Genomic DNA, 17521 nt, shown 5'->3' with positions numbered 1-17521 from the left:
GACTTTTTCCCTCTCCCCGTGGGAGAGGGTCAGGGTGAGGGCATCAGACAGCATGAATGCCCAACAGCGAAGACGCCCCCGCCTTACCACTCAGCAGTTCTTCTGTACGTCCATCCCACAAAATACGCCCCTCCGCGATCACAACCGATCGCGGCGCGATGCGGGCTGCGTCCTCAATGCTGTGCGACACCATCAGCATTGTGAGCTGCTGACGCTGGCAGACATCCTGCACCAGGGTCAGCATCTCCTGGCGCAGCGCGGGATCGAGCGCAGAGAAGGGTTCATCCAGCAGCAGAACGGACTGCTCGCGCACAAGACAGCGCGCCAGCGCCACGCGCTGACGCTGGCCGCCGGACAGTTCGCCCGGTAGCCTGTCGATAAACTCAGCGATCCCCATTTGCCCGGCAATCAGTTCCAGCTTGTGTCGCTGGGCGTCGTTCAGCCTGAGTCCCGGATGCATTCCCAGCGCGATGTTTTGCCGTACCGTCAGGTGGGTAAACAGGTTGTTTTCCTGAAACAGCATTGAAACAGGGCGCTTTGCCGGCGGGGTGCGGGTATGGTCACGGTTCTCAATCACGATCGTTCCGCTTGCCGGTTGCAAAAAACCGGCGATCAAATTGAGCAGCGTACTTTTCCCCGCGCCGCTTGGGCCAAGCACGGCAATCATCTCCCCCTGACGCACGGAGAGCGTAAAGCGCATCGGCAGATGCTGGTAGAGCCAGGTTACATCAGTCAGTTCTAACATCACGCCCCGGAAGTTTTTCGATAACGGTAAATAACGCAAAGCACAGCAGCAGCAGTAAGAGTGCCGTGACGGCCCCATCCTGGCTGCGGTAGGAGCCAATTTGCTGATAAAGCCAGAACGGCAGCGTGCGGAAGTCTTCATTGCCGAACAGCGCCACGACGCCAAAATCCCCTATCGACAGCACGCAGGCGAAGGCCAGCGCCTGCGCCAGCGGTCGTTTAAGGGCGCGGAGTTCCACCACCTTCAGCCGCTGCCAGCCCTGCATCCCCAGCGACTGACAGAGCAAACCGTAGCGGCTGTTCACGTCGCGCATCGGGTTTTCCAGCACTTTAAGCGCGTAAGGGATGGCCATCAGGGCGTTGGTAAAAATCACGATGCCGTCGGCGCTCTCCGGCAGGCCAATGGTGCTGTTGAACAGTAAAAAGAAGCCCGTCGCCAGCACGATGCCCGGCATCGCCAGGATCAGCATGCCCGTCAGCTCCAGCATTTGCCCGGCCTTACGGGCCTGACGCGCGTAGAGTTCACGGCTGCTCCAGAGCAGCATCATGGTCAGTATGACGCACAGCAGCCCGGCGGCCAGCGCGATGCGTACCGAGGTCCACGTCGCCTGCCAGAGCACGGGCTGTTGCAATACGGAAACAAGATTGAGGTTCAGACCGTCGACGACAACGGCCAGAAGCGGCGGCAGCAGAAGCATCAGCGCCAGCGCGATAAGGATAAAATCGGTGATGCGTCTGTGCAGGCTGTCCTGCGGATCGCGCCAGCCCGCTATCTGGTTACTGCCGGGAGAAATGGCTTTGCTCAGGCGCTGGCTCAGGAGCACCAACACAAGACAGCACGCCATCTGCACCATCGCCAGCAGCGCGGCGCGGCCCGGATCGTAGTCGTAACTCAGCGCCTGAAAGATCGCGAGCTCGATGGTGGTGGCCTGCGGCCCGCCCCCGAGTGACAGCACGGTGGCAAAGCTGGCGAAGCAGAGCATGAAGATTAATGCCGCCACGGGCGGGATCTGACGGCGAAGCCACGGCCATTCGACGAAGCGGAAGAAAGACGCGCCGCGCATGCCGAGCTGGGCGGCAACCTGACGCTGTTCGCCCGGAATATTCTCCAGCGCCTGCAAAAAGAGCCGCGTCGCCATCGGCATATTGAAAAAGACGTGCGCCAGCAGAATGCCCTTCAGGCCGTAGGGAGAGAAGGTCCACTCCAGGCCTAAAAATGCAAAGAGCGTGGCCAGCCAGCCCTGACGGCCATACACGCTCAGGATGCCAAATACCGCCACCAGCACCGGCAGGATCAGCGTCATCGCGCACAGGCGCAGCAGCGCCTGCCGGCCGGGAAAACGTCTGCGGTACAGCGCTCTCGCGAGGAAGATGGCCGGGATCGTCGACAGTAGCGCGGAGAGAAAAGCCTGCCAGAAGGAGAACCGAATAACGTGCCAGAGATAGCTGTCGTGCCAGAGTGCGAGCAGATCGCTCTCCGGCGCGTTGAGCCACAGCGCGAGAAAAGCCCCCAGGCTGACCGCCACCATCAGGATGGCGGCCATAAGCCCGGGAATTAACCAGCCGGGGATCAGCGGCTGACGGCGCGTTGCCATTCACTTACCCATGCGGCACGCTGCGCGGCAACCTGCTGCGGCGTAAACTCCAGCGAGGCTGTTGGTTTAGTCAACTGCTCGAAACCTGCGGGCAGGGCAACGTTAGTGACCGGATACATCCAGTTGCCCGTCGGAATAGCGTTCTGGAACGCCGGTGAAACCATAAATTTCAGGAACTTCTCGGCCAGCTCCGGCTGCTTGCTGGCGGCGGTACGCGCTGCCACTTCCACCTGAAGGTAGTGACCCTCAGCAAAATTCGCCGCCGCGTAGTTATCTTTCTTCTCGGCGATGATGTGGTAGGCCGGAGAGGTGGTGTAGCTCAGCACCAGGTCGCTTTCGCCTTTCAGGAACAGGCCGTAGGCTTCGCTCCAGCCCTTGGTCACGGTGACGGTTTTGGCGGCCAGCTTCTGCCACGCTTCGGGGGCTTTATCCCCGTAGACCTTTTGCATCCACAGCAGCAGGCCCAGACCTGGCGTGCTGGTACGCGGATCTTCGTAAATCACGCGCCATTTCTGGTCACTTTCCACCAGCTCTTTCAGGCTCTTCGGCGGGTTTTTCAGCTTGTTTTTGTCGTAAACAAACGCAAAGTAGCCGTAGTCGAACGGCACAAAGGTGTCATTTTTCCAGCCGCCCGGCACGTTAACGGCATCTGCCGCAACGCCGCTTTTGGCAAACAGCCTGGTTTGCGTGGCGGCTTCCAGCAGGTTGTTATCCAGCCCGAGCACCACGTCGGCCTTGCTGTTTTTGCCTTCCATGCGAAGACGATTGAGCAGCGACACGCCGTCCTCCAGCGCCACGAACTTCAGCTCGCAGTTACAGTCGGCTTCGAAGGCTTTTTTGACTACCGGGCCAGGCCCCCAGTCGGCGGAGAAGGAGTCGTAGGTGTAGACCGTCAGGACGGGCTTCGCAAAAGCAGGCAGCGCAAACAGCGCCAGCAGGGGGAGAACTTTTTTTAACACTTTGCACCTCAAGGTTGAGTGGCAAAGGATTTTGAGAGACAGCCTCAAATCCCTTCGCCGGCGTTATCCGGATCAGGTTCGACGGGTATTATCTCAGCGCACATCAGTGATGCAGCACCCCGTTGAGAACGGCGCTATTGTAATGATTTGGTGAATATTACGAAAGCGTTATGGCTCCGGCGGTGCAAACCAGGCGGATTTGAAATCAAACCAGCCCAGGGTATTCATCCGCAGGCCGCGCATGCTGCGCTGGCCCTGAATCATCAGCCAGTGGTGGATCAGCGGCACGATCGCCTGCTCGGCCAGCAGCTGCTGGCACCAGGTGGCCAGGTTCATCTCGCCTGCACGCCATTCGGCGGCGTCCTCATGCCAGTCCCGGTCGATGCAGTGCTGGATCAGGGGGACTTCATACAGATGGGAAAAGAGTGAGAAATCGAGCGGCAGGGTGAAGTTGGCGCTGTTCAGCCAGATATCGCTGGTGATATCGCCGCGATGCCATTCATCGTAGTCGACTTCATGGATCTCCAGCTTAACGCCCTCGGCCGCTAACAGCTTGCCCATGATTCTGGCGATAAAGCGGTGCTCCACGTGCTCGCGGTAGTAGGTCAGGGTGATGGACTCCAGCCCGGCGGGTTTATCACTGCGCGTCGGGCGGGCGTGGTGCCAGCGAGGGAGCAGGCCGTACGCCGGGAACCAGTATGTCTGGTACTGCTCTTCCGCATGGTAGATCAGATTGGAAGGGGATAACACGTGGCTGATCCACTTGCGGACGGCCTGATTTGCCCCACGGTGGGTGCGGCGGTCAAACAGGAGATAATAGCATCCCTCCTCCAGGCGACTCTCCACGGCTTTTTCTCCCGTGGTGGGGCCTTCCAGCGTCAGCCCGCAGCTCAGGTCCTCATTGAGATCCGGTAATACCCACACGTTCACTTCGTCGATCAGCGCCCGATAGCCAAAGTAGTCGTCGAACGCGCGGATTTTCAGCTGGTTGCTGTTATTGCGGGAGACGGAGTAGGGCCCGGTGCCAATCGGCTGGCTGGCAAAATTGTTCAGCGATTCCCATTCGCCGGGCAGAATCATTGACGGCACATAGCCCAGCAGCCAGGGAAGCCACTTATCCTGCTGGGACAACTCGATATCCAGCGTCCAGGCCGTGGGGGAGTGGACGCGGGAGATATGGGAGTAGAGCGGGAGCTTGCGGACGCGTTCCAGAGAGGCGATGACGTCGTGCATTTCCAGCTCGCGGCCGTGGTGAAAATGGATGCCGGGGCGTAAGAAGAAGCGCCAGTGAAGCGGGGAAAGCTGCTGCCAGTGGTGGGCGAGATCCGCTTCCAGTTCCCCGTTTTCCTCATTTATGCGCGTCAGGCCGCTGAAGATTTGCCGGGCCATGTGGGTTTCAGAGCGGCGTAAGGCCGTGCCGGGCAACAGATTTTTCATTGGGCGATAGTAGAGCACCCGCAGGATATGTCGGCCCTGACGAAAGCTGCGTCCGAGATGGGAAACCAGCATCTGGCGCACGGCCGCCTTATCGCCCACCAGCTGTACCAGCTGATCGATGCGATCCTGCTCCAGCAGATCTTCCGCACGCTGCTGCTGCAGCGCCAGGCCGGTATAAAGGAAGGTCAGGCGCGAGCGTTTGCCGCGTCCCGCCTCGGCCTCCCAGTTCAGCCAGCCCTGCTGCTGCATGGTGTTGAGCAGCGTGCGCATGTGGCGACGCGAACAGCTGAGCAGATCGGCCAGCTCGTTCAGCGTGGTCTCTTGCGATTGCCCCTCACAGCACTGCCAGAGGCGGATAAACTGTTGTTGCAGACGACCGGAAGGCATAAAAGGGGAACTCCTCACAAAAAACCAGCAATTTATTAATCCCTATATTAGGCCAATAATTCTTCTCGATGAAGCGAGGAGGTTAATTATGAAGAGGTCTACCGCACGTCAGTTTTATCAGCAGTACTTTTCAGCGACAAAGGGAACGTCCTGGCTGGCCCGCCAGTGTGCAGAGCAGCGGCTGAAAACGTTAGAAGAATTGATGCAGTGGGACGTTACGAAACCGACCTCTTCTCGCTAACTCGCCTCGATCATGTGTGACTGAGTATTGGTGCTAATCACCCGCCAGCAAAATGTTTTTGCTGGCTTTTTTCGTTTATTATTCACCCAATTTCGATTCGCTTTCACAAGGACTTGCGCATGCTGTGGTTGATGACGATGGGGCGACGCCTGAACGGCGTGTATGCTGCTTTTATGCTGGTCGCCTTTATGATGGGCGTGGCGGGCGCGCTTCAGGCGCCGACGCTGAGCCTGTTCCTCAGCCGCGAGGTGGGGGCGCAGCCGTTTTGGGTCGGGTTGTTTTATACCGTCAACGCCATTGCCGGGATTCTGGTCAGCCTGTGGCTGGCAAAACGCTCCGACGCCCGGGGCGATCGCCGCAGGCTGATCCTCTTTTGCTGCGCCATGGCCGTGGGCAACGCGCTGCTCTTTGCCTTCAATCGTCATTACCTGACGCTGATCACCTGCGGCGTGCTGCTGGCCTCTCTCGCGAATACCGCCATGCCGCAGCTGTTCGCGCTGGCTCGCGAATGTGCCGATAGCTCGGCGCGGGAAGTGGTGATGTTCAGCTCGGTGATGCGTGCGCAGCTCTCGCTGGCGTGGGTCATCGGGCCGCCGCTGGCCTTTATGCTCGCGCTGAATTATGGCTTTACCACCATGTTTTCCATTGCGGCGGGGATCTTTGTCATCAGCCTGGCGCTCATTGCCTTTGTGCTGCCGTCGGTGGCGCGCGTTGAACAGACGACGGATAAGCCCATCACTCAGGTGAGCGGCTGGCAGGACAAGAACGTCCGCATGCTGTTTATCGCCTCCACGCTGATGTGGACCTGCAACACCATGTACATCATCGATATGCCGCTGTGGATCAGCAGCGATCTGGGTTTACCGGACAAGCTCGCGGGGGTCCTGATGGGCACCGCCGCCGGGCTGGAAATTCCGGCGATGATCCTGGCCGGGTATTACGTAAAGCGCTTTGGAAAACGCCGGATGATGATCGTTGCCGTGGCTGCCGGGGTGCTGTTCTATGCGGGGCTGATCCTATTCCATTCGCGGGAGGCGCTGCTGGCATTGCAGCTGTTTAACGCGGTGTTTATCGGGATCGTTGCCGGGATAGGCATGCTCTGGTTTCAGGACTTAATGCCGGGGCGAGCGGGCTCCGCGACCACGCTTTTCACCAACAGCATTTCTACGGGCGTCATCCTTGCCGGCGTGATTCAGGGCGCGCTGTCGCAAAGCTATGGCCATGCCTCGGTGTACTGGATGATTGCGGCGATTTCGGTGGTTACGCTTGGGCTGACCTGCCGGGTTAAAGATGTTTAATTCTGGAAGGCGGCTTCACGAAATGAAACGACTTTCTGACAGGAACGAAGAAGGCGCATAGAGTGCGTGGCGGGTGCTTGAGGCTGTTTGCCTCAGGCTTTCGCAAGAGGCAAACAGTGGAGAGTCCCACATCAAAAAACTGATGGGGAGACCAACTTCACAACGATCATTGCGAGGTTAGTCTCTTCGTTGCCGAAAAGCAATAAGGAGGCTGGAATGCCAAAACGTAGTCAAATCAATGGCCCGCACCCTGCGGGCCATTGCCTTTAGCCCATAAACGCAGGCTGTTTTTTCTCGTATGCTGAGATAGCGTCTTCGTGCTGGAGCGTCAGGCCGATGCTGTCCAGACCGTTCAGCATGCAGTGGCGGCGGAAGGCATCAATGCTGAAGCTGTAGGTCTTATCACCGGCTTTCACCACTTCCGCTTCCAGATCTACCTCAAACGAAATGCCCGGATTCGCCTGTACAAGCGCAAACAGCTCATCGACCTGCGCATCGCTCAGCGTCACCGGCAGCAGCTGGTTGTTGAAGCTGTTGCCGTAGAAGATATCCGCGAAGCTCGGCGCGATAACCACCTTAAAACCGTAGTCGGTCAGCGCCCAGGGAGCGTGTTCACGCGACGAGCCGCAGCCAAAGTTTTCTCGCGCCAGTAAAATCGACGCGCCTTTGTATTCCGGAAAGTTCAGAACGAATTCCGGGTTGGGTACTTCGCCCTTATCGTCCAGGAAACGCCAGTCGTTAAACAGGTGCGCACCAAATCCCGTGCGCGTTACTTTCTGCAAAAACTGCTTTGGGATGATCGCATCGGTATCGACGTTAGCGGCGTCGAGTGGGACAACCCGGCCCGTATGTTGGGTAAATTTCTCTGCCATGATTGTCTCCTTATTTCAGGCTGCGGATATCGGCGAAATGGCCGGTGACTGCCGCGGCGGCGGCCATTGCCGGGCTGACCAGATGGGTACGCCCACCGCGGCCCTGGCGACCTTCAAAGTTACGGTTGCTGGTGGAGGCGCAGCGCTCGCCCGGATTCAGGCGGTCGTTGTTCATGGCCAGGCACATGGAGCAGCCCGGCAAGCGCCATTCGAAGCCTGCTTCGATAAAGATCTTATCCAGACCTTCGGCTTCTGCCTGGGCTTTCACCGGGCCGGAGCCAGGCACCACCAGCGCCTGCACGCCCGGCGCCACTTTGCGGCCTTTGGCGATCTCTGCCGCCGCGCGTAAATCTTCGATACGCGAGTTGGTGCAGGAACCGATAAACACTTTATCGATGGCGACATCCGTCAACGGAACGCCAGGCTTCAGGCCCATGTAGGCCAGCGCCTTTTCAGCGCTTGCACGCTCAACCGGATCGGCGAAAGAGGTTGGATCGGGGATGCTGTCGTTGACGGAAATCACCTGGCCCGGGTTGGTTCCCCAGGTCACCTGCGGCGCAATCTCTTCTGCCTGCAGGGTGACAACGGTATCAAAAGTTGCACCGTCATCGGTTTTCAGGGTCTTCCAGTATTCGACGGCATCGACATAATTCTGCTCTTTTGGCGCGTGCAGGCGGCCCTTCACGTAGTTGAAGGTGGTTTCGTCCGGGGCGACCAGACCGGCTTTTGCCCCCATTTCGATGGCCATGTTGCACAGGGTCATACGCCCCTCCATGCTCAGCGCCTGAATGGCTTCGCCGCAGAACTCCACAACGTGGCCGGTGCCGCCGGCGCTGCCGGTTTTGCCGATGATCGCCAGCACGATATCTTTCGCCGTGATGCCCGGCGCGGCTTTGCCCTTCACTTCAATCTTCATGGTTTTGGCGCGGCCCTGCTTCAGGGTCTGCGTCGCCAGTACGTGCTCTACTTCAGACGTGCCGATGCCGAACGCCAGCGCGCCAAACGCGCCGTGGGTCGCGGTATGGGAGTCACCGCACACGATGGTCATGCCCGGCAGGGTAATCCCCTGTTCTGGCCCCATCACGTGAACGATGCCCTGATAAGGGTGGTTCAGGTCGTACAGCTCAACGCCGAACTCGTTGCAGTTCTTGATCAGCTCCTGCATCTGAATGCGCGCCATCTCGCCGGACGCATTGATGTCTTTGGTCTGGGTCGAGACGTTGTGATCCATCGTCGCGAAGGTTTTACCCGGCTGACGTACCGGGCGCCTGTGCGCGCGCAGCCCGTCGAATGCCTGCGGGGAGGTCACCTCATGCACCAGATGGCGGTCGATGTACAACAGCGGGGTTTCGTTTGGCGCCTCGTAGACAACGTGCGCGTCAAACAACTTTTCATATAACGTCTTCGCCATGATTACACCCCTTCAGCGACATAGCGGGCAATGATGTCGCCCATTTCATCAGTACTGACTGCCGCCGTGCCGCGCGCTAAATCGCCGGTACGGATGCCTTCTTCTAACGCGCGGTTAATCGCGTGTTCAATTGCGGTTGCCGCGTCGCCTGCATCCAGGCTGTAGCGCAGCAGCAGGGCCAGAGAGAGGATCTGCGCAATCGGGTTGGCAATGTTTTTGCCCGCGATATCCGGCGCGGAGCCGCCAGCCGGTTCATACAGGCCAAAGCCTTCTTCATTCAGGCTGGCGGAGGGCAGCATGCCCATGGAGCCGGTGATCATCGCGCACTCGTCTGACAAAATATCGCCGAACAGGTTGGAGCACAGCAGGACGTCAAACTGGGACGGATCTTTAATCAGCTGCATCGTCGCGTTATCGATGTACATGTGCGACAGCTCAACGTCCGGGTACTGTTTCGCAATTTCACCGACGATTTCGCGCCACAGAATGGATGACTGCAGCACGTTCGCCTTATCAATGGACGTCACCTTGTGGCGGCGCTTGCGCGCAGATTCAAACGCGATGTGGGCAATACGTTCAATTTCGAAGCGGTGATACACCTCGGTGTCGAACGCTTTCTCGTGTTGTCCGCTGCCTTCGCGCCCTTTTGGCTGACCGAAGTAGATCCCGCCGGTCAGCTCGCGTACGCAGAGAATGTCGAAACCGTTAGCGGCGATATCCGCACGCAGCGGGCAGAACTCTTCCAGGCCCTGATACAGCTTCGCCGGACGCAGGTTGCTGAACAGCTTGAAGTGTTTACGCAGCGGCAGCAGCGCGCCGCGCTCAGGCTGCTCAGCCGGCGGCAGGTGTTCCCACTTCGGGCCGCCCACGGAGCCAAACAGCACGGCATCGGCGTTTTCGCAGCCTTCAACGGTCGCTTTCGGCAATGGCGTGCCGTGGTTATCGATAGCCACGCCGCCCACATCGTAATGGCTGGTGGTAATTTTCATCGCAAAACGCGCGCGAACGGCTTCCAGTACTTTCAGCGCCTGTGCCATCACTTCCGGACCAATACCGTCGCCCGGCAACACAGCAATATGGTAATTCTTCGACATTACACGGTTTCCTTGTTGTTCTCTTTATTCTGAGCTTTGCGTTGCAACTCTTTTTCGACTTCGGCGGCGCGCCAGATGTTGTTCAGGACATGCACCATCGCTTTGGCAGAAGATTCGACGATGTCGGTCGCCAGACCCACGCCGTGGAAACGGCGGCCGTTGTAGTTGACGACGATATCAACCTGGCCCAGCGCGTTTTTGCCATGGCCTTTGGCCGTCAGGTCATATTTAACCAGCTCAACGTCATACTCGGTGACGCGGTTAATCGCCTGATAGATGGCATCGACGGGGCCATTACCGTTTGCCGCTTCGGCTTTAATGTCGTCACCGCAGGCCAGTTTGACCGATGCGGTGGCGATGTCGCTGGAGCCGGACTGCACGCTGAAGTAATCCAGGCGGAAATGCTCCGGTTCTTCCTGCTGTTTGTTGATGAACGCCAGCGCTTCCAGGTCGTAGTCGAACACCTGGCCTTTTTTATCGGCCAGCTGCAGGAAGGCGTCGTACAGCTGATCCATGTTGTAATCGCTGTCCTTGTAGCCCATCTCTTCCATACGGTGCTTCACTGCGGCACGGCCAGAGCGAGAGGTCAGGTTCAGCTGCACCTGGTTCAGGCCGATGGATTCCGGGGTCATGATTTCATAGTTTTCACGGTTCTTAATGACGCCATCCTGGTGAATACCGGAGGAGTGTGCGAACGCGCCGGTGCCGACAATCGCCTTGTTGGCGGGAATAGGCATGTTGCAGATCTGGCTGACGGTCTGGCTTGTGCGCCAGATTTCGTTGTGATTGATGCGCGTATTCACGTTCATGATGTCTTTGCGCACCTTGATCGCCATGATCACTTCTTCCAGCGAGCAGTTACCGGCGCGCTCACCGATCCCGTTCATTGCCCCTTCAACCTGACGCGCGCCGGCGTGAACGGCGGCGATGGCGTTGCCTACGGCCAGACCCAGGTCGTCGTGGGTATGCACAGAGATAATCGCTTTATCAATATTTGGCACGCGGTCATACAGGCCGGTAATGATGTTGGAGAACTCAAACGGCATGGTGTAGCCGACGGTGTCCGGGATGTTGATAGTTTTAGCGCCCGCGTTGATGGCGGCTTCAACCACGCGCGCCAGGTCTTCGATTGGCGTACGGCCCGCATCTTCACAGGAGAATTCAACGTCATCCGTATAGTTACGCGCGCGCTTGACCATGTACACCGCGCGTTCGATAACCTCGTCCAGCGTGCTGCGCAGCTTGGTGGCGATGTGCATTGGCGAGGTTGCTATAAAGGTATGGATACGGAAGGCTTCGGCCACCTTCAGCGACTCGGCTGCAACGTCGATATCTTTCTCAACGCAGCGCGCCAGGCCACATACGCGGCTGTTTTTAATGGTACGCGCGATGGTCTGTACGGATTCGAAATCACCCGGAGACGAGACGGGGAAGCCCACCTCCATCACGTCGACACCCATGCGTTCCAGAGCCAGCGCGATCTGCAGTTTCTCTTTAACACTCAGGCTCGCCTGTAATGCCTGTTCACCGTCACGTAAGGTGGTATCGAAAATAATGACTTGCTGGCTCATGTGTTAGGTCCTTGTCAGTCTTAGGGCGCCTTGCTACGAGCATAAAAAAACCCGCGCAGTGGCGCGGGTTTTAGTCTTACTGGTGACGATTCAACGCTGAATTTCGCCCGCCAGCCTACCGCGCACAGTGGATGCGTTTAGTAGTAGTAGACCGGTGAAACGAATGGTGCGTGTCATGAATCGTGCTCCGTTAAATTCAATATGCTTTTAGTGGTACTGGATACGACAATCTATGTCAACCCCTGAGGGCGAAAACGTACACTATCGCCCGTTTCGCCAGTCGGTTTACTTTAGCTTATTGTGCTGGTTTTCAATCTCATGACCATTTTAATTGTCTATTTTTGGACTGGCGATTTGCTTTCTGAATGATTTAAACATATTTAATAGCAATTCTACATATTTACTGCATTATCGAAGAGAAGAATAAAATGCCTTTTATTTCACTTATTTATACATGGGGTGAATGGTTTTGGGCTGAGTGGGAATAACGCCATGATAAAAAATTGTTAACTACTATTAGGGAGGAGCAGTTAATAATTTAATAATACTTAAGCCATGATTAACCAGAGGGTGATTGTCTATTCGTCTGGATTATGGTTTCATGCTACCCCTAATGTTATTGATATCAATTAATCTGTTTTCGAATGCCTCATCAATGATGTTTGATAATCTAATCTTTTGATGGGACTTCCTTTATATTTTCCGAATTTTAAACAATTCTCTTTCGCTGGTCGTATATGCATGGTAAATCATATTTTTCGAACTTATTACTGTACCTTGGCAAAGGGAGTTTAGCGTGACAGTGGAGTCAAGAATGCCAGAAAATAATATTAATCAACCTCAAACCTATGATGGGGTTAAACCGCAATTACGTACAGTGGATCTCAATCTGTTAACCGTATTCGATGCGGTGATGCAGGAACAGAATATTACGCGTGCAGCACAGTCGCTTGGCATGTCTCAGCCTGCCGTCAGTAACGCAGTGGCTCGCCTTAAGGTCATGTTTAATGACGAGTTATTCGTTCGCTATGGCAGAGGTATTCAGCCTACCGCCCGCGCGTTCCAGCTCTTTGGCTCCGTTCGTCAGGCGCTGCAGCTGGTGCAGAATGAGCTGCCTGGCTCCGGTTTTGAGCCCTTAAGCAGCGAGCGCATATTCCATCTGTGCGTATGCAGCCCTCTGGATAATTATCTGACGTCAATTATTTACAACAAAGTTGAAGAGATTGCGCCAAATATTCATCTGGTATTTAAATCATCACTTAATCAGAATACAGAGCATCAGCTTCGCTATCAGGAAACAGAGTTTGTCCTGGGGTATGAAGAGTTTCGCCGTCCGGAGTTTTCCTGCGTACCGCTGTTTAAAGATGAAATGGTGTTAGTTGCCAGTAAAAAACACCCGCGTCTGAATTCCCCTCTGCGTGAAAGTGATGTTTATAACGAACAGCACGCTGTTGTTGCGCTCGATAGATATGCGTCATTCAGCCTGCCCTGGTATGACACGCCGGATAAACAAGCGAGCGTTGCGTATCAAGGAATGGCCATGGTCAGCGTGCTGAACGTTGTCTCCCAGACTCAGCTGGTGGCGATTGCGCCGCGCTGGCTGGCAGAAGAATTCGCAGAGCAGTTGGATCTGCAGATTATGCCTTTGCCACTCAAGCTAAACAGCCGTACCTGCTATCTTTCCTGGCACGAAGCGGCCGGCCGTGATAAAGGCCATCAATGGATGGAAGAATTACTTATTAGCGTTTGCCGCCGATAAGGAAGTCAGGATAAATCGCATCACCACGTGCGGTTTGTCCTGTTATTTTCATTGATAGTAAAATTTTATTCTGTGTGGATTTTTTTTGGCGGCTGCCGCACGCTTAAAAATAGATGATTTCCTGAATCATGCCGTTTTTAAGCGATGATTTATTCTCTCCATCCTTTATCTCAGAGGAATTCACCATATCCTCTCTCAATGCCTGTTTTTTCTGCTTTGACGGCCGTTTGTCCCGCCTGGTTTGCCAATTGCCTGCCTCATAACGAGCGGTTAAGGTAACGATCACTCTGCAAAATATAAGATTGGCTTAGCCTAATCGTAAGACGGTGTGGAAATGAATTCTGCTGTCCGTCTATAGCAAAATGCCTGGAGGCAAAGCATGGAGATGTTGTCTGGCGCGGAAATGGTCGTCCGGTCGCTTATCGATCAGGGCGTGAAGCAGGTGTTCGGCTATCCTGGAGGCGCAGTCCTCGATATTTATGATGCGCTTCATACCGTGGGTGGCATAGACCATGTGCTGGTACGTCACGAGCAGGCGGCGGTGCATATGGCTGACGGATTAGCGCGTGCAACGGGTGAGGTGGGCGTTGTGCTGGTCACCTCCGGGCCGGGGGCGACGAATGCCATTACCGGGATTGCGACGGCGTATATGGACTCTATCCCGCTGGTCATTCTCTCCGGGCAGGTTGCCACCTCCCTGATTGGTTACGATGCCTTCCAGGAGTGCGACATGGTCGGGATTTCGCGCCCCGTGGTTAAGCACAGTTTCCTGGTCAAACAAACCGAAGACATTCCAACCGTTTTGAAAAAGGCCTTCTGGCTGGCGGCAAGCGGCCGTCCCGGGCCGGTGGTGGTCGATCTGCCAAAAGATATTCTCAATCCGGCTAACAAGTTGCCTTACGTCTGGCCGGAAGCAGTGAGCATGCGCTCCTATAACCCGACGACGCAGGGGCACAAAGGCCAGATTAAGCGAGCGCTGCAAACGCTGATGGCGGCCAAAAAACCGGTTGTCTACGTTGGCGGCGGTGCGGTTAACGCAGCGTGTGAAACGCAGCTCCGTGAGCTGATCGAAAAGCTCAATCTTCCTGTCGCCTCGTCGCTGATGGGGTTAGGGGCGTTCCCCGCCACGCATCGACAGGCGCTGGGGATGCTAGGCATGCACGGCACCTATGAAGCCAACATGACGATGCACAACGCCGATGCGATCTTTGCCGTCGGCGTGCGCTTTGACGATCGCACGACCAACAACCTGGCAAAGTACTGCCCGAACGCTACCGTGCTGCACATTGATATCGATCCGACCTCAATTTCTAAAACGGTGCCGGCAGATGTGCCGATCGTCGGAGATGCCCGACAGGTTTTGGACCAAATGCTGGATCTGCTGACGCAGGAAACCACGGCACAGCCGCTGGACGACATTCGCGACTGGTGGCAGCAGATCGAACTGTGGCGCGCGCGGCAGTGCCTTAGATACGATACGCAAAGTGAACATATTAAGCCGCAGGCGGTGATCGAAACGATCTGGCGCCTGACGGGAGGCGATGCCTATGTGACGTCTGACGTGGGGCAGCACCAGATGTTTGCAGCCCTTTACTATCCCTTTGATAAACCGCGTCACTGGATCAACTCGGGCGGCTTGGGCACGATGGGCTTTGGCCTGCCCGCTGCGCTGGGGGTGAAGCTGGCGCTGCCGGATGAAACCGTGGTCTGCGTGACGGGGGATGGCAGTATTCAGATGAATATTCAGGAGCTGTCTACGGCGCTGCAGTATGAGCTGCCGGTACTGGTGCTGAACCTGAACAACGGCTATCTCGGGATGGTGAAGCAGTGGCAGGATATGATTTATTCTGGCCGTCACTCTCAGTCGTACATGAATTCCCTCCCGGACTTTGTACGCCTGGCGGAATCCTACGGCCATATCGGCATGCGAGTGAGCGATCCGGCAGAGCTTGAAGCGAAGCTTGGCGAAGCGCTTGAGCACGTGAAGAACAACCGCCTTGTGTTCATGGACGTCATCGTCGACGGCACGGAGCACGTTTACCCGATGCATATTCGCGGGGGTGGTATGGACGAAATGTGGTTAAGCAAAACGGAGAGAACCTGATATGCGCCGGATATTATCGGTATTACTGGAAAACGAGTCTGGCGCATTGTCCCGCGTCATTGGACTTTTCGCACAGCGCGGCTACAACATAGAAAGCCTTACCGTTGCTCCGACTGACGATCCCACGCTGTCACGCATGACCATCCAAACCGTCGGCGACGCCAAAGTGCTCGAGCAGATTGAAAAGCAGCTGCACAAGCTGGTCGATGTGCTGCGCGTGAGCGAGCTGGGGCAGGGCGCCTACGTTGAGCGTGAAGTCATGCTGGTAAAAATTCAGGCGAGCGGATATGGCCGTGAAGAGGTGAAACGCAATACGGATATCTTCCGTGGGCAGATCATTGACGTTACGCCTTCTATATATACGGTTCAGCTGGCGGGGACGAGTGACAAGCTGGACGCTTTCCTGGCGTCGGTGCGGGATGTGGCAAAAATTGTTGAGGTTGCGCGCTCGGGGATTGTTGGCCTGTCGCGCGGCGAAAAGATCATGCGTTAGCTGTCAAAAAGGTTCGCCTCTTTCTGCCCGGTCACCAAAGCCGGGCTTTTTTTTGCACAAACCAACGCGAATGCAGATAAAAGCGATTGCCGCGGTGACTATTCTGCGATTAGATGTTAAAAGATTTAACCATAACCTTGACAGGGCCATGGACTCTTTACTTTTTTTAAGGGGCAATTGTGAAACTGGATGAAATCGCTCGGCTAGCCGGCGTGTCACGAACAACGGCGAGCTATGTGATTAACGGTAAAGCGAAGCAGTACCGCGTCAGCGATAAGACCGTTGAAAAAGTCATGGCGGTGGTTCGTGAACATAACTACCATCCAAATGCTGTCGCAGCCGGTTTACGTGCCGGGCGCACCCGCTCTATTGGCCTGGTGATCCCAGACCTGGAAAATACCAGCTATACCCGTATCGCCAACTACCTTGAGCGTCAGGCCCGCCAGCGGGGCTATCAGCTGCTGATCGCCTGTTCGGAAGATCAGCCTGATAACGAAATGCGCTGTATTGAGCATCTTCTGCAGCGTCAGGTTGATGCCATCATCGTTTCAACCTCGTTGCCGCCAGAGCACCCGTTCTATCAACGCTGGGCCAACGATCCGTTCCCTATCGTTGCGCTGGACCGCGCCCTGGACAGAGAGCATTTTACCAGCGTCGTGGGCGCCGATCAGGATGATGCCGAGATGCTGGCGGCGGAGCTGAGAACTTTCCCGGCTGAAACGGTGCTGTACCTTGGGGCATTGCCGGAGCTTTCCGTGAGCTTCCTGCGTGAACAAGGGTTCCGCACCGCCTGGAAGGACGATCCGCGCGACGTTCACTATCTCTATGCCAACAGCTATGAGCGTGAAGCTGCCGCGCAGCTGTTCGAAAAATGGCTGGAAACGCACCCGATGCCGCAGGCGCTGTTCACCACGTCGTTTGCCCTGCTGCAGGGAGTGATGGATGTTACGCTGCGTCGCGACGGACAGCTGCCCTCCGATTTGGCCATCGCAACCTTTGGTGATAATGAACTGCTCGACTTCCTGCAGTGCCCGGTGCTGGCAGTGGCTCAGCGCCACCGCGATGTGGCTGAACGCGTGCTGGAGATTGTTCTGGCAAGCCTGGATGAGCCACGTAAGCCGAAGCCTGGGCTAACCCGCATCAAACGAAATCTCTACCGCCGCGGCATTTTGAGCCGGCATTAATGAATGAGCGGGGCAGTGCAAACAGCCCCGTTTCGCTAAAATAATTTGCAGAAATCATTCCCGTATAAAAATTAGGATAATTCTTTAAGGATCATAGCCTGCTATTTTTCTTAATTCGTTAAGGCTTTTAAATCGCCTTTTAAAGAACATTTATACGATTTTTAAACACCGCTTCTGTCTTATTTTGTTACAAACCCCCTTCGGTCGATGAATATTCAGACGTTTTTCCACCATTGCAGCTGGCTTGCGGGCAAGAGAGCCTGCTCGCGCAGTGCATCGATGCATCTGGCGCTGTCATCCCCGGAGAATATGTCTTAAAATGCCGCCCGCGTCGCAAACTGACACTTTATATTTCCTTGCGATGATATTGAG

Annotated in this window: 15 protein-coding genes and 1 riboswitch; of the genes, 6 read left to right on the top strand and 9 right to left on the bottom strand. The window is 56.0% G+C overall.

Features of this window, described 5'->3' with window-relative positions:
* Window positions 1-43: 43 nt before the first annotated feature.
* The 4 genes from thiQ to sgrR form a co-directional block, all read right to left on the bottom strand.
* Window positions 44-745, bottom strand: a complete 702-nt coding sequence (gene thiQ, locus E0L20_RS10815) for a thiamine ABC transporter ATP-binding protein ThiQ (RefSeq protein WP_131633968.1) — start codon at window positions 743-745, stop codon at window positions 44-46.
* A complete protein-coding gene (gene thiP / locus E0L20_RS10810; RefSeq protein ID WP_131633967.1) occupies window positions 729-2339 on the bottom strand; it encodes a thiamine/thiamine pyrophosphate ABC transporter permease ThiP in 1611 nt (536 codons plus the stop codon). Before thiP ends, thiQ begins: the two co-directional genes overlap by 17 nt.
* Window positions 2315-3298 carry a thiamine ABC transporter substrate binding subunit gene (gene thiB, locus E0L20_RS10805; protein WP_131633966.1) on the bottom strand — a complete coding sequence of 328 codons (984 nt, stop codon included), beginning with the start codon at window positions 3296-3298 and terminating at the stop codon, window positions 2315-2317. The genes thiP and thiB overlap by 25 nt, the downstream gene beginning before the upstream one ends.
* A gap of 31 nt (window positions 3299-3329) precedes the next feature.
* Window positions 3330-3430: riboswitch (TPP riboswitch) on the bottom strand.
* 36 nt (window positions 3431-3466) lie between these two features.
* A complete protein-coding gene (sgrR, locus tag E0L20_RS10800) occupies window positions 3467-5122 on the bottom strand; it encodes an HTH-type transcriptional regulator SgrR (protein ID WP_131633965.1) in 1656 nt (551 codons plus the stop codon).
* A gap of 88 nt (window positions 5123-5210) precedes the next feature.
* Here sgrR and sgrT point away from each other — a divergent pair, with 88 nt between their 5' ends.
* Both sgrT and E0L20_RS10790 read left to right on the top strand, forming a co-directional pair.
* Entirely contained in the window at window positions 5211-5363 is a 153-nt protein-coding gene (gene sgrT / locus E0L20_RS10795; RefSeq protein WP_131633964.1) for a glucose uptake inhibitor SgrT, read from the top strand.
* Between the two features lie 119 nt (window positions 5364-5482).
* Window positions 5483-6661, top strand: coding sequence for a sugar efflux transporter (locus E0L20_RS10790; RefSeq protein ID WP_131633963.1), 1179 nt, complete (start codon window positions 5483-5485; stop codon window positions 6659-6661).
* Window positions 6662-6927: 266 nt separating this feature from the next.
* Here E0L20_RS10790 and leuD read toward each other — a convergent pair whose 3' ends face one another.
* The 5 genes from leuD to leuL form a co-directional block, all read right to left on the bottom strand.
* Complete coding sequence (gene leuD, locus E0L20_RS10780) at window positions 6928-7533, bottom strand: 3-isopropylmalate dehydratase small subunit (protein WP_131633961.1); 606 nt, start codon at window positions 7531-7533, stop codon at window positions 6928-6930.
* 10 nt (window positions 7534-7543) lie between these two features.
* A complete protein-coding gene (gene leuC / locus E0L20_RS10775; RefSeq protein ID WP_131633960.1) occupies window positions 7544-8944 on the bottom strand; it encodes a 3-isopropylmalate dehydratase large subunit in 1401 nt (466 codons plus the stop codon).
* 2 nt (window positions 8945-8946) lie between these two features.
* Window positions 8947-10038 (bottom strand): 3-isopropylmalate dehydrogenase, encoded by a 1092-nt coding sequence (gene leuB, locus E0L20_RS10770; RefSeq protein ID WP_131633959.1) that lies wholly within the window; start codon window positions 10036-10038, stop codon window positions 8947-8949.
* Window positions 10038-11609, bottom strand: coding sequence for a 2-isopropylmalate synthase (gene leuA, locus E0L20_RS10765; RefSeq protein WP_131633958.1), 1572 nt, complete (start codon window positions 11607-11609; stop codon window positions 10038-10040). Before leuA ends, leuB begins: the two co-directional genes overlap by 1 nt.
* Before the next feature lie 90 nt (window positions 11610-11699).
* On the bottom strand, window positions 11700-11786 hold the full coding sequence (gene leuL / locus E0L20_RS24280; RefSeq protein WP_071786497.1) for a leu operon leader peptide: 87 nt from the start codon (window positions 11784-11786) through the stop codon (window positions 11700-11702).
* A gap of 637 nt (window positions 11787-12423) precedes the next feature.
* Between leuL and leuO the strand changes: the two genes are divergently transcribed.
* The 4 genes from leuO (at window position 12424) to cra (ending at window position 17149) form a co-directional block, all read left to right on the top strand.
* Window positions 12424-13368 carry a transcriptional regulator LeuO gene (gene leuO / locus E0L20_RS10755; protein ID WP_131633957.1) on the top strand — a complete coding sequence of 315 codons (945 nt, stop codon included), beginning with the start codon at window positions 12424-12426 and terminating at the stop codon, window positions 13366-13368.
* A gap of 379 nt (window positions 13369-13747) precedes the next feature.
* The gene (gene ilvI, locus E0L20_RS10750) at window positions 13748-15472 is read left to right on the top strand and encodes an acetolactate synthase 3 large subunit (protein ID WP_131633956.1); all 1725 of its coding nucleotides are present in this window, start codon (window positions 13748-13750) and stop codon (window positions 15470-15472) included.
* Window position 15473: 1 nt separating this feature from the next.
* Window positions 15474-15965, top strand: coding sequence for an acetolactate synthase small subunit (gene ilvN / locus E0L20_RS10745; RefSeq protein WP_014068890.1), 492 nt, complete (start codon window positions 15474-15476; stop codon window positions 15963-15965).
* 179 nt (window positions 15966-16144) lie between these two features.
* On the top strand, window positions 16145-17149 hold the full coding sequence (gene cra / locus E0L20_RS10740) for a catabolite repressor/activator (RefSeq protein WP_125914447.1): 1005 nt from the start codon (window positions 16145-16147) through the stop codon (window positions 17147-17149).
* Window positions 17150-17521: the final 372 nt, after the last annotated feature.

The sequence above is a fragment of the Enterobacter wuhouensis genome, from assembly GCF_004331265.1.
GTDB classification, from domain to species: Bacteria; Pseudomonadota; Gammaproteobacteria; order Enterobacterales; family Enterobacteriaceae; genus Enterobacter; species Enterobacter wuhouensis.
Note: the sequence above shows the minus strand (reverse complement) of the source record. Positions and strands in the feature narration are given on the sequence as shown.